This window comes from Iodobacter sp. (assembly GCF_025352645.1).
Taxonomy (GTDB): Bacteria; Pseudomonadota; Gammaproteobacteria; order Burkholderiales; family Chitinibacteraceae; genus Iodobacter.
On sequence record NZ_JANXSO010000171.1, the window covers coordinates 1 to 18,926 of the forward strand.

At 47.4% G+C, this 18,926-nt stretch carries 16 protein-coding genes; 7 read left to right on the forward strand and 9 right to left on the reverse strand.

Annotated features, from left to right (window positions below; translation table 11 throughout):
* From Q0R17_RS18710 to Q0R17_RS18720, 3 genes are all read left to right on the forward strand, one after another.
* A partial coding sequence (locus tag Q0R17_RS18710; RefSeq protein ID WP_293935441.1) for a transposase domain-containing protein occupies nt 1-109 on the forward strand: 109 nt, incomplete at its 5' end.
* Nucleotides 110-341: 232 nt separating this feature from the next.
* A complete protein-coding gene (locus tag Q0R17_RS18715) occupies nt 342-644 on the forward strand; it encodes a hypothetical protein (RefSeq protein WP_293937840.1) in 303 nt (100 codons plus the stop codon).
* Nucleotides 645-693: 49 nt separating this feature from the next.
* Entirely contained in the window at nt 694-1,794 is a 1,101-nt protein-coding gene (locus Q0R17_RS18720; RefSeq protein WP_293937842.1) for an AI-2E family transporter, read from the forward strand.
* Nucleotides 1,795-1,857: 63 nt separating this feature from the next.
* Here the strand turns inward: Q0R17_RS18720 and Q0R17_RS18725 are convergent, their stop codons facing one another.
* The 8 genes from Q0R17_RS18725 to Q0R17_RS18760 form a co-directional block, all read right to left on the reverse strand.
* Nucleotides 1,858-2,157, reverse strand: coding sequence for an STAS domain-containing protein (locus Q0R17_RS18725; RefSeq protein WP_046352484.1), 300 nt, complete (start codon nt 2,155-2,157; stop codon nt 1,858-1,860).
* A 289-nt stretch (nt 2,158-2,446) separates the two neighbouring features.
* Complete coding sequence (locus Q0R17_RS18730; protein WP_293937845.1) at nt 2,447-4,135, reverse strand: response regulator; 1,689 nt, start codon at nt 4,133-4,135, stop codon at nt 2,447-2,449.
* 172 nt (nt 4,136-4,307) lie between these two features.
* Nucleotides 4,308-6,434: a UvrD-helicase domain-containing protein gene (locus tag Q0R17_RS18735; protein WP_293937847.1), complete on the reverse strand. Its 2,127-nt coding sequence runs from the start codon at nt 6,432-6,434 to the stop codon at nt 4,308-4,310.
* A gap of 272 nt (nt 6,435-6,706) precedes the next feature.
* Nucleotides 6,707-7,036 (reverse strand): H-NS family nucleoid-associated regulatory protein, encoded by a 330-nt coding sequence (locus Q0R17_RS18740; RefSeq protein ID WP_188053600.1) that lies wholly within the window; start codon nt 7,034-7,036, stop codon nt 6,707-6,709.
* A gap of 80 nt (nt 7,037-7,116) precedes the next feature.
* Nucleotides 7,117-8,439: a TolC family outer membrane protein gene (locus Q0R17_RS18745; protein ID WP_293937851.1), complete on the reverse strand. Its 1,323-nt coding sequence runs from the start codon at nt 8,437-8,439 to the stop codon at nt 7,117-7,119.
* A gap of 170 nt (nt 8,440-8,609) precedes the next feature.
* Nucleotides 8,610-11,702 carry an efflux RND transporter permease subunit gene (locus tag Q0R17_RS18750; protein ID WP_293937852.1) on the reverse strand — a complete coding sequence of 1,031 codons (3,093 nt, stop codon included), beginning with the start codon at nt 11,700-11,702 and terminating at the stop codon, nt 8,610-8,612.
* Between the two features lie 4 nt (nt 11,703-11,706).
* Nucleotides 11,707-12,786 carry an efflux RND transporter periplasmic adaptor subunit gene (locus Q0R17_RS18755; protein WP_293937854.1) on the reverse strand — a complete coding sequence of 360 codons (1,080 nt, stop codon included), beginning with the start codon at nt 12,784-12,786 and terminating at the stop codon, nt 11,707-11,709.
* A 1-nt stretch (nt 12,787) separates the two neighbouring features.
* The gene (locus Q0R17_RS18760) at nt 12,788-13,426 is read right to left on the reverse strand and encodes a TetR/AcrR family transcriptional regulator (RefSeq protein WP_293937856.1); all 639 of its coding nucleotides are present in this window, start codon (nt 13,424-13,426) and stop codon (nt 12,788-12,790) included.
* Nucleotides 13,427-13,615: 189 nt separating this feature from the next.
* On the opposite strand from Q0R17_RS18760, the gene argB reads away from it, so the two are divergent.
* From argB to Q0R17_RS18780, 4 genes are all read left to right on the forward strand, one after another.
* Complete coding sequence (argB, locus tag Q0R17_RS18765; RefSeq protein ID WP_046352625.1) at nt 13,616-14,491, forward strand: acetylglutamate kinase; 876 nt, start codon at nt 13,616-13,618, stop codon at nt 14,489-14,491.
* Between the two features lie 173 nt (nt 14,492-14,664).
* On the forward strand, nt 14,665-15,096 hold the full coding sequence (locus Q0R17_RS18770) for a CBS domain-containing protein (protein ID WP_046352479.1): 432 nt from the start codon (nt 14,665-14,667) through the stop codon (nt 15,094-15,096).
* 58 nt (nt 15,097-15,154) lie between these two features.
* A complete protein-coding gene (locus Q0R17_RS18775) occupies nt 15,155-15,799 on the forward strand; it encodes a pyrimidine 5'-nucleotidase (protein WP_293937861.1) in 645 nt (214 codons plus the stop codon).
* A gap of 172 nt (nt 15,800-15,971) precedes the next feature.
* Nucleotides 15,972-17,825: a M3 family metallopeptidase gene (locus Q0R17_RS18780; RefSeq protein WP_293937863.1), complete on the forward strand. Its 1,854-nt coding sequence runs from the start codon at nt 15,972-15,974 to the stop codon at nt 17,823-17,825.
* A gap of 108 nt (nt 17,826-17,933) precedes the next feature.
* On the opposite strand, the gene Q0R17_RS18785 is transcribed toward Q0R17_RS18780, so the two are convergent.
* The gene (locus Q0R17_RS18785; RefSeq protein WP_293937866.1) at nt 17,934-18,551 is read right to left on the reverse strand and encodes a LysE family translocator; all 618 of its coding nucleotides are present in this window, start codon (nt 18,549-18,551) and stop codon (nt 17,934-17,936) included.
* Nucleotides 18,552-18,926: the final 375 nt, after the last annotated feature.

Sequence of the window (18,926 nt, forward strand, 5' to 3'; positions counted from 1 at the left end):
CGGACTCGATCCACAAGCGTGGCTGACCGACACCTTAGAAAAGTTACCCACTTGGCCAAACAGCCGCATCGATGAATTACTGCCGCTACGACTGCTAGCAGAAACTTAAGCGTCAAGGCGGTGGAGCGGCTGAGCCTTTACCATGCAAAATGGCTAATCTTACCTACACCTAACTTACAAGTTTTTTTTGCTGTATTTTAATAAGAAAATGATGGAATAGTTATGTGTTACTAAAGAAAAGCGCTGTATGGCATGTTGAGTTTGCCATCCGACGGGAGGTGCTATGGTGGAGTGTAGATAAGACTAGAGTAAACTAATGCTTACTAAATAGGAGTTAAATCATGCCCACCCAGCTGCTTGCGCTTGGTGTGATCGGCGTGCGTTTGTACGAGCGTATTTTGATATCTCCTGTACAGTATTCGGATGAGCTTGCTGATCATATTATTGATGAAATTAACTACTATCTACCCATGGCTCCATTGAGAGAGAAAAACGTGCTATTTCATTTAGCATGTGAAATTCATGCTGCATTAGAAGAGTGTGATAAAGACATTAACTCTATTGCGGGGCGTCATCAAGTTGTGGTGATTGTTTCTCGGCTTATTGTGCAATCAAAGAAGTATTCCCACTTATACCACGATTAAATTTATTATTTTAACTCGCTATTCATACGTGACTCGCTCGCAATAAGTTATGCTAGCAATGCCTATTCTGGATGCTTATTTGCGAGTGATGATGCGTATTCAAAGTTCTGATTTAATTGAGCCGTTAGCCGCTTTGTTGGCTATGGGAGCGCTTATATGGCTTGGCTTGATGATCATGTCCCCCTTCTTGGCTTCGGTAATTTGGGCTGCGATTTTGGTTTACTCTACTTGGAAGCCTTATCAGTGGCTAGTTAGACTATGCCGAGGCCGCCGCTTTATTGCCGCTTTGTTGCTTATTGGCGCTTTGCTGACTTTCCTAGTTTTGCCTTTGCTATTTGCTGGGATTGAATTTGCGAGCCAAGCGGGTTCTTTAATTAAAACAGTAAGGCTGCAATTTGAAGCAGGTTGGCCTGTTTTACCTGCATGGGTCAGTACTTTTCCTTATCTTGGTGAATGGCTGAATGGCTTCTGGCTTAAATTAGGCCAAGGAGATCCTCAGTTATTAGAGCGTATTCGAGGCTTGAGTGGCCCTGTAGCTACAGGTTTATTACGATTTGGGGGGATTGTTGGCGGTGGTTTTTTATTATTAGCTTTAAGTTTGATTGTTTCTTTTTTCTTTTATATGCATGGCGAAAGCGCATCGGCATGGTTAAAAGGAGCAATGCGGCGTATTGCAGGTGATAAAGCTGAATCGTTGTTAAATGTGGCAAGTGGTACGGTAAGAGGAGTTGTTTATGGTTTTTTAGGTACTGCTTTAGTGCAGGGCATATTGGCTTGGTTTGGTTTTTTAATTGCCGGTGTACCTAATTCATTAACACTTGGTTTTGCTAGTTGTTTTCTTTCTTTATTACCAGGTGGGCCAGGCTTAATTGGTTTGCCTGCTGCGGCGTGGTTGTATCAGCAGGGGCATACTGGCTGGGCGGTGTTTTTGGCCATATGGATGGTAGTGGTGGTGGGCACTGCAGATAATGTGGTTAAGCCGCTCTTTATTGGTAAAGAAAGCGATTTACCCTTTATTTTGATTTTATTTGGTGTATTGGGTGGGGCTTTGGCATTTGGTTTATTAGGGGTGTTTTTAGGTCCAACCCTGTTGGCGGTTTGTTATACCTTGCTAGGGAGCTGGGTAAAAGGTGGAACCGCTCGTGTTTGAGGTGTGAGTTATTATTGAATGAGGCAAGGCACCGCGGGAATGGCGGTGCCTTTTTTCTGGTGATTATTTTATTTCGAAAATTTTGCCAAAGTTGGCAATTTCTAGCACGGCTTTGACGGTGCCACGGCAGTTTACCAAGGTGACTTTCCGACCATTAGCGCGTTCATTTAATAGCAGTAACATGCCTAATGCTGCTGAGTCCATGTAATCCACAGCGCTAAAATCCATCTCTAGCTCGGTCAGACCAGGGGTTTCTAGTGCTGCGGTAGTGGCTTGTTTGAACTCACGATGGGATTCAAACGTAAAATTGCCGTTTAACATGATACGACCTTTATGATCATCAATCTTAGTGCTGGTTTGCATGATTATATCCTTCGTTAATCTCAATTCAGTTTAGCAAGGCTAAGCCGCTCGCCGGACTTAGGACTGACCTACTGCGAAAACGCCTGATTCGTGCATATTTCACGCATTTTTTCGTTGAGAAGTTAGCTGTTCACCTCGGAAATGCATGAAATGTGCCTCAAACTGGCCATTTCCTCGTTACGGCCGCCTAAACCCGACAAAAGCTGCTAGGATTTTTACATCCTCTTCATTGTAGAGATGCATTTTGATTTTTGCTGGGAGTTCATTATTACTTAACTAAGACTTTAGGTCAGTTAGTTATGCCATAGCGCATTTTAGTTTTACGATAAAACTCTTGCAGCTGTAAGCCTCTACCATTGACTGGATCTAGTTCGTGGATGCGTTGTAGGAAATCATTGCTTAATTGCATCCATTCTTGATGCCAGCCATGCTGGTTGGTATGGGCCAGTAGCGCATTGACAGTATTGAGCAAGACTTGCAAATTACCTGGCATTTCGGCGGCTGCACGGATAAATCGCTCGGCAGCGCCTGCTAAATCACCGCTACGTGCCAGTTGCACGGCCTCATTATTGAGGGTGACAATACTGGCGGTATTTTCTTTGATCAGTAGCTCGGCTTGCTCAGGTTTGCCGTGCTGCTGATAAAGTGTTGTGATCTTTGCCGCCAATGATAGGTCATCATGGCGATTTTTTAGAAGATTGCGCACCACAATTTCTGCTAATTCTTCCCTTTGTTGATTAAAACAGGCTTTTGCTAAAGCCAAGCCAACGGTTGGGCTTGGTGGGAGCTTGAGTTGTACAAGTTGCGATAGTGCGATATTAAGCTGGTTTTGAGCGCTTTCTACTTCGCCTACTTGCATGGAGATATCGGCATCAAGCGCATCGGCTAAAATGATGACTTGTGGGTCTTTAAAATCCTTCCGTACCTCTGCTACGGTACGGCGAGCTGCCGCCATATCGCCTCTACTAATTTGCACATCGGCTAATTGCCCGTAATCGCTTGGGTTACGTAAGAATGAATGCCGAGCAATTTTTACTGTTTCTAACAGTGCCGTTTCTGCCGTGGCTAAATCGCCACTACGCAGGGCGACATCACCGAGCTGACGCTGCCTTGTTGCAACAAAGGGGGATTTAACAATGGCGCGTTGTAAGGTCTCTTTTGCGGCTTGGTCATTGCCTAGTGCTTGTTGGGTGCGCGCAAGCCAATCGTAGGCTTCTAGAGCATGCTCATGCTCGCTAATGATGGCTTTAAATACCGAGGTTGCTTCTGAATAGCCTTTTAGCTGATATAAGGCCTTGCCTAAGGCCATTTTTGCCCAAGGTAAATCTTGCTCAACAAGTAGCTGTCGGCATTGGTCTCGAACACTGACCCAGTCGCCAATTCGCAGGAGTAGATGAATTTTTAGGCGCAAAAAATCGATTGCGTATTCGCCACTGGTTTTGGCTGCTTTGATGCAAAGTTGGATCGCACTTAAGAAATCGTGGGCCATAATGGCTTCATCCACTAATTTGAAACGTACTTTTTTCTGCAGGGCCGTGAGTATCCGGCTATAGAGCATTTCACTGGTAAAGGGCTTGAGTAAAATACTATCCGGTGATTGCTCAGCTGCTCCGAGTACTTTTTGGGCGCTTCTCTCGGCGGTCATTATGATAAAAATAGACGAGGCCTTGAGTAAATCATTGCGGCGTGCCTCATCAAATAGAAATAAACCGTCTTGCCCCGTGCCTAAATCATATTCACACAGTACCAAGTCATATTTAATCCGGCGGATGCTGGTTAAGCCTTCGCTGCTGCTACTGGCATGATCAACATGGCTGGTGCCATATTGGCCTAGTGTCATGCCGACGGTAGTACGAACTTCAGCCACTGGATCGATCACTAAGACCCGTAAACTGGCGATGTCAGGAATGCCGTTGGCGGCTTTACGCTTGGCCGTAGCTGAGGATATTACCGAGAAGGCGCTAATTTTTTCAGCCATAGGATTTGAGGCTTTTAGGTATTAGATGAGGTCTCTACCGTGGTCTGCTAAAAAGTAAACCACGGTAATGAGTAAGGGCCATAGAGTAAATTAAAGAGACTAGCTTGCCTATATGCTTCTTATAGCTAAGTTGCCATCTTGTATCAATTCAAGAATAAACAACCACTTGGGCTTATAGCGTTTTTAATTTTGCATAAGCTACAGCCAGCCATTTAGATCCTACCTCTACAAAGTTGACTTGGACATTACCACTGGCACCACCCTCATAGTCCGTTACCACGCCCTTACCAAATTTAGGGTGTTCTACATTCATGCCGATGGCTAAGCCGTGCTCGGGTGTAGGCGATTTAATTTTGCTGGCAAGGGTGGCTGGGCCTGAATAGCCTTGTGGAGCATAGCCACGGTTCAAAAACTTTAAAAGTTGTTGGGGGATTTCTTGCATAAAGCGGCTGGCAACGGCATAGCGCGTTTGCCCGTGCAGCATACGGCTTTGGGCAAGCGTAATGTAAAGACGGCGACGCGCACGGGTAATGGCGACATACATTAAGCGGCGCTCTTCTTCCACTGCGCTGGCATCGTTCATGCTGTTATCGTGAGGGAATAAGCCTTCTTCTAGGCCACATAAAAATACCGCATGAAACTCTAGGCCCTTTGAGGCGTGCACGGTCATCAATTGTAGCGCGTCTTCATGCGCACTCGCTTGATGATCGCCGGCTTCTAGGCTGGCATGGGATAAAAATGCGATCAGATTGTTTTCGTCTTCTTGCACAAAATGAGTGGCGGCATTAATCAGCTCACCTAAGTTGGCAAGGCGTTCCTCGCCTTCCTTATCGGCTTGGTAGTGCGCGCGCAGGCCAGATAGATCAAGCATCATATCGACCAGCTCAGGCATCGCTAGGCCTGTAGCTTGCTGACGCATGCCCTCAATCATCTCTGCAAATTTCTTAACCGCAGCTGCACCTCGGCCTGCTGCTCCAGAGCAGGCGGCTTGCCAGAGGCTTGTACCGGCATGGCGTGCGCTTTCTTGGATGCTTTCGATGGTACGGGCACCAATACCACGGGTAGGGAAGTTCATGACGCGTAACAGGGCATTATCGTCGCCAGGATTAGCAATCAGGCGCAGATAGGCCAAAGCGTGTTTGATTTCTTGGCGTTCAAAAAAGCGTAAACCACCATACACTTTATAAGGCACACCCGCGCTAAATAGCGCGTGCTCAATCACCCGTGATTGGGCATTGGCGCGATAAAGGATGGCAATATCGTTGGCTCGATTGCCATCTCTTATTAAAGATTGGGCTTCTTCAACAATAAATGCCGCTTCTTCAAAATCTGTAGCTGCTTCAAACACGCGAATAGGCTCACCAGCTGGTTCGCTAGTCCATAATTCTTTACCTAAGCGATTACGGTTATTTGCAATCACAGCATTGGCAGCATCTAAAATATTGCCTTGTGAGCGATAATTTTGCTCAAGACGAATCACGTGCTTTACGGCAAATTCAGTTTGAAAATCATGCATATTGCCTACATTCGCACCACGGAATGCGTAAATAGATTGGTCATCATCTCCAACGGCAAAGAGGGCATTATCTTTGCCCGCCAAAAGCTTTAACCAAGCGTATTGGAGTTTATTAGTATCTTGAAATTCATCGACTAAAATGTGGCGAAAACGGCTTTGATAATGCGTTCGTAAAGATTCATTTCTAGAAAGTAATTCGTAACAGCGTAGTAATAATTCAGAAAAATCTGCAACGCCTTCCCGTTGGCATTGTTTTTCATATTCTTCATAAATTAATCGCAGCATGCGCGAATAATCATCCCAAGCATCTACATCGCCTGCACGGCGGCCATTTTCTTTATGGCCATTAATATATTGTTGTAAAACTTTTGCCGGGTATTTTTCATCATCTATATTTAATGCTTTCAATATCCGCTTAATTAGTGAAAGTTGCTCGGCAGAATCTAAAATTGCAAAAGCTTCGGGTAAGCCAGCATCTCGCCAATGTAAACGCAGCATACGATTACATAATCCGTGGAATGTACCCATCCATAATCCACGTGGATTAAGCGGCATCATTGAGGTAATTCTGAGCAGCATTTCTTTTGCGGCTTTATTGGTAAAAGTAACTGACAATAAACCGGCGGGGCTGCATTGCCCGGTGGATAACAGCCAAGCAATGCGCGTTGTTAACACACTGGTTTTGCCGCTACCCGCACCGGCCAAAATCAGGGCGTGTTCCGGAGGAAGCTCAACGGCGGCGGCTTGTTCTGGATTGAGATTTGCGGTGAGGGGATGCGACATGGCAAGGATTCACAGATAAAGATGAGAGGATTGTACTGCTAGCAGTCTATTTAGCAGGGGCTAAATAACAAACAAGGCAGCCGAAGCTGCCTTGTTTGGGGCGATATGCGCACAATGTTTTATAAAATAATGAGAATATTCAAGGGCATACTATTTAACATAAGGTGTTTTTACACAGGCACAAAAATTAATTTTTGTTCCTGCATTAAAATAATTCTTAGTAAAGCAATATGCTGCCGGTTTATTCTTTAATTTCATAAAACAAGGCTTAATTAGGCGATACGCAGTGCTTCTAATGAACCGCCTTGAGCCAAGAATTCAATTGCCCATTGTGGCTTACGGCCACGGCCAGTCCAAGTTTGTTCTGCATCAGCTGGGTTACGGAATTGTGCTTTAGCAGTAGAAGCGGCTTTTTTAGCTGCTTTTTTGTCGCTGCTTGTGCCCAATACATCAGACAATGAGAAGCCTTTAGAAGCAACCAAGTTTTGCAGTTCGGCAATCAGGTTTTGCTTTTCTGATTCTTTACGACGAACAATTTCAACTTCCAGGTTCTTGCGCAGTTCAACTAAGTCGCTATAGCTCAGTGGGGAAAGATCAATCACGGTAATTCTCCTTGGGTCTTTAAATTGGGGTGCTTCACCGAACGGATTATGGATATCTATTCGCCACAATTCAAGCTTTCTTAATTACCAAGCCAAATATTTATTGAATTTAGATCTTTTTCGGACAATTCCCCGCTTGTTGCGGCTAATTGTAAACGTGCATACAAATAGGTGTAGCGGGCTACAGTTAGGTCATAACGGGTGGAGAAATAGGTTTGTTCGGCATTAAGTACATCAATAGTAGTACGCACGCCAACTTCACGCCCTAATTTAGTTGATGCTAATGATGATTCACTCGATTTAAGCGCTTGTTGTAATGCGAGGATTTGCGCAGCACCGGAACTCACGCCTAAAAAAGCTTGTTTGGTAAATTGAGTTGTATCTCTACGACTTGCTTCTACTGTTTGGCGTTGTTGTTCTTTTTTTGCGATTGCTTCGCGTAATTTAGAAGAACGATCTCCACCGGTAAACAATGGAATGGATAATTGCAAGCCAATTTGTCCTGAGCCACTACGATCTAATCCACCTGATTTGGATATGCCAGCGGATTGCCATGCATCACCATAACCCGCAACTAAATCTAGAGTTGGGGAACTTTCTAGGCGGTATTTGTCGATTTCACGGCTGGCAATATCTAAACCTAATTGCTGGCCTGCAATCACTAAGCTGCCATTTTCACTGCGCTGTATCCATGCCGCCATATCATTAGGTTGTGGTGGGGTAGGTTGTTGGCGATTGCTAATCGGTTTTAGCTCCGTTGGATTAAGCTGAGTGAGTTGCCCATATGCATTACGCTTAATGGCTAGATCATTTTTGGCGGCAATTTCGGCGGAAGTGATCGAATCAAATCGAGCTTGTGCTTCATCGGTATCGGTAATAGTAGATACGCCAACCTCAAAAGATTTTTTGGCTTGTGCCAGTTGCTGAGCCACGGCTTCTTTTTGGGCCGTGGTTTGTTTTACTTTTTCTTCTGCACCTAAAACTTCAAAATAAGCTTTAGCCACGCGCAGAATTAAGTCTTGCTCGGCGACGCGAAAAATGACTTCGGCTTGTTCAGTTTGTTTTTTTAACTGATCGGCACCGGCAAATGCCTCTGCGCGATAAATAGGTTGGATAAGGCTTAGTTTATAGCCATAGTTCTCGCCATTAGTACTGATGCTGTCACGGTTTTCTGGGCTGTAGCTTGATTGCTCTCGATTGGCATTTCCAGATAGAGAAATATGCGGCAGTAATAAGGCTTTACCTTGCTCGACTTTTTCGCGCCCTGCGTCTAGCCCTGCGCGTGCAGCGGCAAAATTAGCATCATATTTTTGTGCCGCGTTCCAAGATTCGATCAAATCAGTAGCAAAGAGCGGTTGGGAAAAAATAGCGATGCTCAGTGCAATTAAAGTTTTTTTCATCATTGGTGTCTCAGGTGTTTTGAGGGGATAAATATATTGTTCAAAATTGTGTTTAAAAAGCCACTGAAGTGCAGTTATTAGGCTCAAAGCCTTCTGTTCAGAGTTAAGTCGTACAAAGAAAGAGGGAGATAATCCCCCTTCCCTTTATTTTAAATTGTCGAAATTTGTATGCTTTATGTAGATGTTTTTACATTTGCAGGCTGCTCTGGTGGGCTTAACCGGAACCAAGCTGCATATAAAGCCGGTAAAAATAATAAAGTTAAAACGGTTGCTACAAACAGCCCGCCCATTATGGCAATCGCCATGGGGCCCCAGAAGGTATCCCGAGTCAGCGGGATCATTGCCAGAATTGCGGCTGCTGCGGTCAGCATAATGGGCCGGAAACGCCTGACTGCGGATTCGATCACGGCGGTCCAAGCATCGTCCCCTGCGGCACGATCTTGCTCAATCTGATCCATCAAGATTACCGAGTTGCGCATAATCATGCCTGAAAGCGCGATCACGCCCAACATTGCCACAAACCCGAATGGCGCTTGAAACAACAGTAAGGAAATCGCCACGCCAATCAGGCCCAGCGGCGCGGTGAGCAGCACCATAATCATTCTTTGGATACTTTGCAGCTGCAGCATCAATAAGGTCATTACAACTAACAACATCAGTGGCATGACTTTATTAATCGATTCTTGCCCCGTGGCAGAGGATTCTAGCGTGCCGCCAGTTTCAATATGATAACCCTGAGGCAGTTTGGCTTCGATTTCACGCACCTTAGGCATCAGCGCATTGCTCACGTCTGGAGCTTGGGCGCTACCTGCCACATCGGCGCGTACCGTGAGCGTGGCGACCCGATTACGTCGCCATATTAGGCTTTCTTCGTTCTCTAACTGCAAAGTTGCCAGCTGGGATAGCGGCACAAATTGGCCCGATGGTAAGGGCACGCGCAAATCTTTCAGAAAATCGAGGCGGGTGCGCTCATTACTGGTGAGGCGGGTGATGACATCGATGCTCTGATCGGCTTCACGGTACTGTGTGGCGGTTATGCCAGATACCGCCATTTGCAGGTAAGAAGCCAGCTCTTGGGAAGTTAAGCCCAGTTGGCGTAAACGATCTTGCTTGGTTTGCAGCCTGACCACTTTTACTTTTTCGCCCCAATCGGTGTGGACTTGGCGTGTGTCTGGGTTTTTGCGCATCACCTCGGCAACCTGGCTAGCAATGTGGCCTAGCACGGCGGTATCGGTGCCACTGATGCGGAACTGCACCGGATAACCAACTGGCGGGCCGTTCTCTAAGCGCGTTACTCGGCCACGCACTAGTGGAAAATCATCGGCAAATTTCTGGGTAAGGCGTTTGTAGACGTTCTCTCGTACCTTTTCGTTTTTGGTCATCACGGTGAGCTGGCCAAAATTGAGGTTGGGCATTTGCTCATCAAGGGGCAGGTAGTAACGCGGCGAGCCTACGCCGATATAGCTGGTGACATGATCGACATCGGGGTCTTTCATGGCGATGGCTTCCATGCGTTTAACTTCGCGCTCGGTAGCTTCATACGAGGCAGTGTAGGGCAGCCACATATCCACCATCAGCTCGGGCCGTGCAGAGGCAGGAAAGAACTGCTGCGGGATAAACAGGGCAAAGGTGGCGACAGCCAGCAGAAACGCGCCTAGGGTGGCAGCAATCACCGTTTTGCGCCATGTAACGCACCATGTTACTAGCTTGCGAAAGCGGGCGTAAAAACCGCCCTGATAAATATCGTGCTCTTCATGCCTTGGCGTTTCTGGCAGTAGGTGATAGCCCATGTAGGGCGTAAACACCACGGCCACAATCCACGATAGCACCAGTGCAATCCCGATCACGGCAAAGATAGAGAATGTGTATTCACCTGCATCCGATTTAGCCAGCCCCACCGGCAAGAAGCCTGCGGCGGTAATCAGCGTGCCGGTCAGCATAGGAAACGCGGTGGAGGTATAGGCAAAGGTGGCGGCCTCAAAGCGGCTCCAGCCTTGCTCTAATTTAAGCGCCATCATTTCAACCGCAATAATGGCGTCGTCCACTAATAAGCCCAGCGCAATCACCAGTGCGCCAAGCGAAATCCTTTGCAGCTCTAGATTAAAAATACTCATGCCAAGGAAGGTCAGCAGCAGCACCAGCGGAATGCATAAGGCCACCACAATGCCGGTGCGCCAACCCAAGCTTAAAAAACTGACGGCCAGCACAATCACCACGGCCTCTAGCAGGGATTTCATAAAGATGTGGATGGCGTTTTTGACCACGGCAGGTTGGTCAGAAATGGTATGGATTTCGATGCCAATGGGTAAGCTGCTTTTGATTTTTGCAAGCGATGCATCAATCTGCTGGCCCATTTTGACGACGTCACCCCCTTTACGCATTGAGATGCCCAAACCCACCGCGTCTTGCCCTTGATAGCGCATTTTGGTTTGGGGGGGATCGATCGTGGCACGAAATACCTGAGCGATATCGCCGAGCAAAAAGGTTTTACCAGCCACGGTAATCGGTAGGCTGCGTAAGTGCTCTACGGCGTTAAAACCGCCAGTGACGCGTAAAAATACGTGCTCGTCCTTCCCCTCTATTGCACCCGCTGGGGTGACAGTATTGGTGGCGGCAATGACTTTATTGATTTGAAACGGCGAAATACCTAAGCTGGCGAGCTTGGCATTGGAGTATTCCACATAGATCTTCTCATCCTGCTGACCAATCAGCAGCGCCTTGTTTACGTCATGAATACGTAGTAATTCGGTGCGGGCCAGCTCGATATATTTTTTAAGCTCAGGGTAACTGAAACCATCGCCGGTAAAGGCGTAGAGATTGCCGTAGGTATCACCAAACTCATCATTAAAAAATGGCCCCACCACACCTGGCGGCAGCTTACCCTTGGCGTCGTTAATGCGCTTTCTGACCTGATACCAAGCATCGGTCACATTATTTTTTTGATCTTCGTGCAGCATAATCGTGATCAGCGATTCGCCACTTCTGGAGTAACTTTTAGTGAAGTGGATATAAGCAATGCCCTGCAGCGCTTCTTCCAGTTTATCGGTAACCTGCTGCTCCATTTCAGGCGCACTGGCGCCTGGCCAGAAGCTTCTGACCACCATGGCTTTAAAGGTGAATTCGGGGTCTTCTTTCATCCCCAGTTTGCCGTAAGCTAAGATGCCGCCCAGCGAAAGTACCACCATTAAGTACAACACGAGGGATTGATGCTTTAAGGCCCAAGCGGATAAATTAAAGCGGGCCACATCTGCTTTGTTTTGCTGCATGCTGTTATTCCCCTTGTGCAGGCAATAGCTTCACAGCCTGCCCTTCGTGTAATAGATGCACCCCCGCAGTGACCACAACATCGCCTGCTTTTAGCCCATTGACTTGTACTTGCTCATTGCGATCTAACTGACTCGCTGCAACGGCAATACTCTTTACCCGTTTGCTTTGCACATCCACCAGCCAGACGCGCTGCTCTTTGCCTTTGCCGTAGATTGCGGTCAGTGGCAGGGTGGTGCTGGCTTGAGCTGTATTGCTTTGGCTGCTTCTTACCGTGGCGCTCATGCCAAGGCGGATATCAGCTGAGGGTTTTTCTAGTGTCACTTTGGCGCGGTAAGTGCGGCTGACTGGATCGGCGGCAGGGGAGACTTCGCGCACTTTGCCATTAAAAGCTTTGCCAGGTAGTGCCCAGAAACTAATTTCGGTGTGCTGGCCTGGTTTCAAATCGTGGCTACGCGTTTCTGGCAGATCAATAAAGACTTCAACTTCACCCGCTTTTGCCAATTGCACCACAGGCTGGCCTGCAGCGAGGACTTGGCCAGGCTCGGCCAAGGTGGCAGTAATAACGCCATCGCTGCTGGCAAGTAGCGTGGTATAGCCTGCTTGATTTTGGGCGAGTTGCTGCTGAGCTTGGGCTTGTTGCAGTGATTTTTCTGCGGCTATCACCGCAGTTTGCTTTCGATCTACTTCGGCTTGGCTTACAAATTTTTTGGCGAGCAGCTCTTGGGAGCGGGTGAGATCTAATTTGAGCTGGCTAAGTTGGCTTGCTGCCGATTCTGCTTGTGCCTTGGCGGCCAGGGCATTGAGCGCCATATCTTGGGCATCAATTTTAGCCAAGGGGGTGCCTACTTTAACTTCGCTGCCAATCTCGACCAAGCGGCTGATTAATTTGCCAGGAATCCGAAAGCCTAGCGCGCTTTCTTGGCGAGCGTGTAGCTCGCCAGAAAACTCGGCGTAATTGCTGGTTGGATTAGAGGCGAGGGTCATGGTGCGAACGGGGCGAACTTCTTCCTGTGGCTTGGGTTCTTCCTTGCAGGCACTAAGAAGTGCGGCACTAATGAGCAGCAAAGGGATGGCTTTATTCATGTTAATGGTCCTTGGGTGAGGCCATTAGGCCGTTAAGGAGGAGATCAAGCGTGGTATGGAGGAATCGTTCAGGATCAATCACATCGGGCAGGCAATTAATCAGCGAATGTCTCATTAGCATGGCCACAATAATGGGGGCGCAAATCACTTCAATGGCGTAATCAATATCGTGTATGCGAAATTCGCCACTGGCGATGCCTCTTTGCAGAATATGGCGCAGCATGGTGTTGCCGGGGTCTACAAATTCTTCTTGATAGATTTTGGCCACTTCAGGGAAGTTTTTCCCTTCGGCAATCATCAACTTAGGCATGGCAGAAAGCTGGCTTTCGCCCATTGTTTGCCACCAAGTAGAGAGCATGGCGCGGAGCAAGTCGGCGGAGCTGCCTTGAAAGGTGGTCAGTAAATCTTGCCCACGGGCGAGTTGCGGGATTAATAGCTCCCGCACTACCGTCTTGAATATTTCTTCTTTACTGGCAAAGTAAATATACGGTGTGCCATTGGTCACCCCCGCGGCTTTGGCGATATCGGCCATTTTAGTGGCGGCAAAACCTTTTTCAACAAAGAGCGCGAGTGCGGCCTCCAGGATTTCTTGTGGGCGCGCTTCTTTACGACGGCACCAGCGTTTGCACAGAGGGGGCATGACACACCATTTTAATAAATGAATATTTATTTAATTATTCTCTCAACGAAAGAAGCTGTCAAAAATTACAATGTAACCTGCTCGAGACTGTTAGAATTCTGCTACGCGGCAGCCTCCCTTTCGCCTCTGCAGTAGAGATGACTTAGGTGTGGCAGGGCTGCTAGACCTTATCTTGTTTTTGGACTCGCCATGACCACGATTACCCCGCAAGAAAAAGCCGAAATTCTTTCGGAAGCCTTGCCTTATATTCAGCGTTTTTTTGATAAGACCATCGTTATCAAATACGGTGGTAATGCAATGACTGAACCCGAGTTAAAAGAAGGGTTCGCTAGTGATGTGGTGCTGCTCAAGCTGGTGGGGATGAACCCCGTTGTGGTACACGGCGGTGGCCCACAAATTAACGAACTGCTGGATCGTATCGGCAAGAAGGGCGAATTTATCCAAGGCATGCGCGTCACTGACGCCGAAACCATGGATGTCGTCGAAATGGTATTGGGCGGCCATGTAAACAAGGAAATCGTTTCCTTGATTAATAAGCATGGCGGCAAGGCCGTTGGCTTAACTGGGCAAGACGGGCATTTTATTAAGGCCCGTAAAATGTATCTAAAAGACAGCTCAGACGAACTGCTGGATATTGGCCAAGTGGGTGAAATTGAATCGATCGACCCAACCATCGTGGCGCATTTAGATGCGGGTGATTTTATTCCTGTGATTGCGCCGATTGGCGTAGATAGAAACGGTGAAAGCTACAATATCAACGCCGATTTAGTCGCGGGCAAACTGGCTGAAGTCTTGCATGCTGAAAAGCTCATCATGATGACTAACACCCCTGGCGTACTTGATAAGGAAGGCAATCTGCTTACGAAGCTCTCTGCTAAACGTATCGACGAGCTATTTGCAGACGGCACGATTTCTGGTGGCATGCTGCCTAAAATCTCCTCAGCGCTGGATGCAGCCAAGAGTGGCGTGAACGCGGTACACATCATTGATGGCCGAGTAAAACACGCGCTGCTGCTAGAAGTGCTGACCGAGCAAGGCGTAGGAACCATGATTCGCGCTAAGTAAGTTAAGTGCTGCTTAGGCTGGGGTTTAGCCCCTAGCCTAAGCAATTAAAATATTAAGATTGTGCTGCTTTTATCCCCTTTTCTTGTCTTTTTGTAAAAACTAAGCTACGTCATCCTTGCATGTTGCGCTCTGCCATCTAAAGTTAGAGTACTAGCCATCAGGGAGATGACCATATGAAAACAGCACGCCAGCTGCTTGCAGAAAAAGCCATAGATAATATTTTGTCAGTTACACCTCAGGCTTCCGTATATCAAGCCTTGCAAGTGCTTGCAGAAAAAAATATTGGTGCCTTGTTGGTGATGGAAGAAAATCACCTTGTTGGGATTTTCTCCGAACGGGATTACGCCAGAAAAGTGATTTTGATGGGCAAAACTTCGGCGGGCACGCCAGTGTCAGAAATCATGACGCGTAAGCTACTTTGTGTGCCGCCATCGGCCACGATCGATGAATGTATGGCGATCATGAGTGAAAAACGAATCCGCCACTTGCCGGTTTTAGATGGGGATAAGGTTCTAGGGGTATTATCGATTGGCGATTTGGTGCGTGAAATCATCGAAGAGCAGAAATTCACCATTGCCCAGCTAGAGCACTATATTCATTCCTGAGCTTAAATGCGGCCACCCTAAACAGACCAGCCATGCTGGTCTTTTTTATGCTTAAACAATGAAACCAGTCTGGATTTTTGATCTCGATAACACCCTGCATAATGCCGATTTGCACGCTTTTCCGGTGATTAATCGCGCCATGACCGCCTATTTATCCCAGCATTTATCGCTCAGCCCAGAGGCGGCATCACGATTGCGTACTGACTATTGGCGGCGCTATGGCGCTACTTTATTAGGCTTGCGTCGCCATCATCCGCATATTGATCCCGTGCATTTTTTACGCGCTACCCATCCTTTAAGCGAATTGCTAACGGCGATTCATCCCATGCAGGGGTTAAAAGTGGCCATTCGGTGCTTACCAGGGGAGAAAATCCTCTTCACTAACGGTGCGCGCCATTACGCCAAGGCCATGATGCTGGCCTTGGGGATCGATGATTGCTTTAGCGCTGTAGTGGCGGTTGAGGATGTCGATTTTATTCCTAAGCCACATATTCATGGCTATCGCCGCCTTATTAGCAAGTTTAAGTTGGAGGCTAATCGCTGTATTTTTGTAGAAGATACCTTGGCTAATTTACTTACGGCCAAGCGCTTAGGTATGAAAACCGTATGGTTAAACCATGGCAGCTTTGGCGCGCAGGCGGCCGATTTAAGTATTGCTAAGCTACGCGACTTACCACAGCGAGGCCGTTATTTATTTGGCTAGCAAGTCGTTTAGCCGCTGCGGGTATGCAGGCTTAGAATAACTACGACAGATTTCTCCTCTATACCAAGGCAAACTGGCAAATTTATAGCGGCTAGTGTAATTTGTTTGGCATAAACATAAAGCATCAGTCAGAACTTGTGCAATTTTTTACATACAGAAGATTGGAGATTCAATGGAAGCCGCTCGCCAGCTATTTGCAGCACTTAATCGTGATTACCTTGCCGTTCATAAAGCCAAAGAAGATCTGTTTTGGGATACCTATATGGCAATCTCCGATGATCATGCAGGCTTTGCCAAGGCGGAAGACGCGTATAAAAACTTTACCTCTAGCCCTGCTAAATTGGCAGAAGTTAGGGCGGCTTTGGCGCAATTAAGCGCGGATGATGCCGATACGCAAGCTTTGAAACACGGCTTAACCGGTTGGTTGGCGCTATTTGAAAGCAACATTATCGATAGCGATGCCGCCCGCGATTTGATGAGCCAGCTGATTGTGATGGAAGCCGAGCTGTTTGCTAAAAAGCGTGATTATGTGCAAACGCATATCAATGATAAGGGCGAGCGCGTTGAAGCCACCCAAGGCTCATTGGCCACCAATATGTCGACCAACCCAAGCGAGGAAGCGCGTAAAAGCTCCTTTGACGCAATGGAGGGGCTGGAAAACTGGGTATTGGAAAACGGCTTTTTAGAGATCGTTAAACAGCGTAATGCCTTTGCCCGCGCTCAGGGCTACGCCAATTATTTTGATTATAAAGTGCGTAAAAATGAGCAAATGAGCAGTGAAGAGCTGTTTGCAATTTTGGATGATTTTGAAGTGCGCACGCGGGATGCCAATCTGCGCGGTTTAAATGAGTTGGCAAAAGAACACGGTAAAGACGCTTTGCTGCCGTGGAATTTTCGCTACACCATTAGCGGTGATGTTGCGCGCCAGCTTGATCCATATCTGCCTTTTGCCAAGGGCTTGCAGCGCTGGGTTGATAGCTTTTGCGGGCTGGGGATTACTTACCGTGGCGCCACCTTGCAGCTCGATCTTTTAGAGCGCAAAGGTAAATATCAAAATGGCTTCTGTCACGGGCCAATTCCTTCGTTTGTAGATGCAGATGGCAGCTGGGTTGCGGGGCAGATTAACTTTACTTCGGATGCTAAGCCAGATCAGGTGGGCAGTGGCGCGCGGGCGATTAATACGCTGTTTCATGAAGGCGGCCATGCGGCACACTTTGCCAACATCACCCAAAATTCACCGTGCTTTTCGCAAGAATTTGCGCCGTCCTCTATGGCCTATGCCGAAACACAATCGATGTTTTGCGACAGCTTGTTAGAAGATGCCGATTGGCTAAAGCGTTACGCTAAAAATGCGGCTGGCGAAGCGGTGCCAGATGCTCTGATTAAAGTGCGTATCGAAAAAACACAGCCATTTGCCGCGCTTAACGAGCGCAATATTTTGGTGGTGCCTTATTTTGAGCGTGCTTTGTATCTACTTGCCGATGACGCGCTTACTTCGGTAAACGCATTAGCACTGGCCCGTGAGTTTGAAATGAAAATTTTGGGCTTTGAGCGGGCTGGTCGGCCACTCTTGGCAATTCCTCATTTATTAAATCAGGAATCAGCAGCGGCTTATCACGGCTATTTGCTGGCCAATATGGCGGTTTATCAAACCCGCGCCTTCTTTGAGCGCGAGTACGGCTATCTGACCGATAACCCAGCCATTGGCCCGTTGTTATCTGAGCATTATTGGGCACCGGGTAATAGCATTAGCCATAACGCCAGCTTAATCAGCCTGACGGGTGAGGCGTTTAATGCCAAGTATTTAGCCGATGCGTGTAATCAGACTGTTGAAGATGCATGGAATGAGGCGAGCGATAAAATCAGCGCCGCCGCCAGCCGCAGCTATCCTGAATCGCCTGTAAAGCATTTGGATGCGCATATTCGTATTGTGCATGGCGCAGAGCTGCTGGCAGATAATCAGCAATCTGATGCACAGATGTACCAGGACTTTGAGCGCTGGGTGGTTAAGCAATACGGGGAGTAGAGAGGATGAGGGTGGGCAAGGATTTATCTTGCGCACCCTATGCTGGTATTGTGTGGCATGGCGGTTTAGCCAAGTACAAAGTGCTTTAAACCGCTCTGTTGGACACAATTAGCGCTGCGCGACTGCCAGTAAGCCGCCAACTGTAAAGAATGCTGCGCCGCAGCCTTGGTTAAAGCGCTTAATGCGATTTGGGCCTTTTAACCAGAGGCCAAGGCGTGCGCCCCCTGCGGCGTAGGCAACTTGCCAGCTGGCTTCAATAATAAAGAAACTCCCTAGCAGAATGAGCCATTGCCCCATTTGTGGCCGCGATGTGTCAATAAATTGCGGCAAAAATGCGCCAGCAAATAAAATGGCTTTAGGGTTAGAAAGGGCAACCGTCAGCCCAAGGCGAAAGCGTTTGCTTGCAGAATCTGCACCTGCATCTGGCATATGTAAATTATCGCCTGCCTTAAAACACTGCCAGCCTAGATAAATTAAATATAAAGCACCTGCAATCTTAAAAATAATAAATAGCGTGGCCGAGGTGGCCAAAATAGTGGCCATCCCAAATGCCGATAAGGCAAATAAAAAATACAGCCCAGTGATAGCACCTGCCATCGTGGCTAAAGTGCCTTGCCAGCCGTAGCGTGTGCCATGCGATAGCATCAATAGCATATTAGGGCCGGGGGTGCCGGAGATTAAAAAAGTGGTGGCAATAAAAGCCAGCCAAGTTGCTAAGCTCATCATATTGAAGCCTTTTTGTTCAGTTAACTGATGTTACACACAAGGACTATTCGTCTACGAAAAGCACTTAATGCACGAAAAAAAATCGATCAAACAGGGGATGCTCCAATCCTATTAACTTACCTGATTATCTCTCTTGCTTAATAGGCTCTGTGTAGATAGATTTCTTGGGTGCTTGGCTTGTTTTTGGAATATGTAGGGCGGGTGAATCCCAATCCTATCAACTTAGGCACACCATGGTAGGGTGGGCAAGGTGGTTTATCTTGCCCACGCGGATGCACACAGCGTGGGCAAAAAACGCGCCCACCCTACACATTCTACAAGCCTTTAAGTTAATAGGATTGGGGGATGATCTCCCTTTTTTATAACCATTTATTT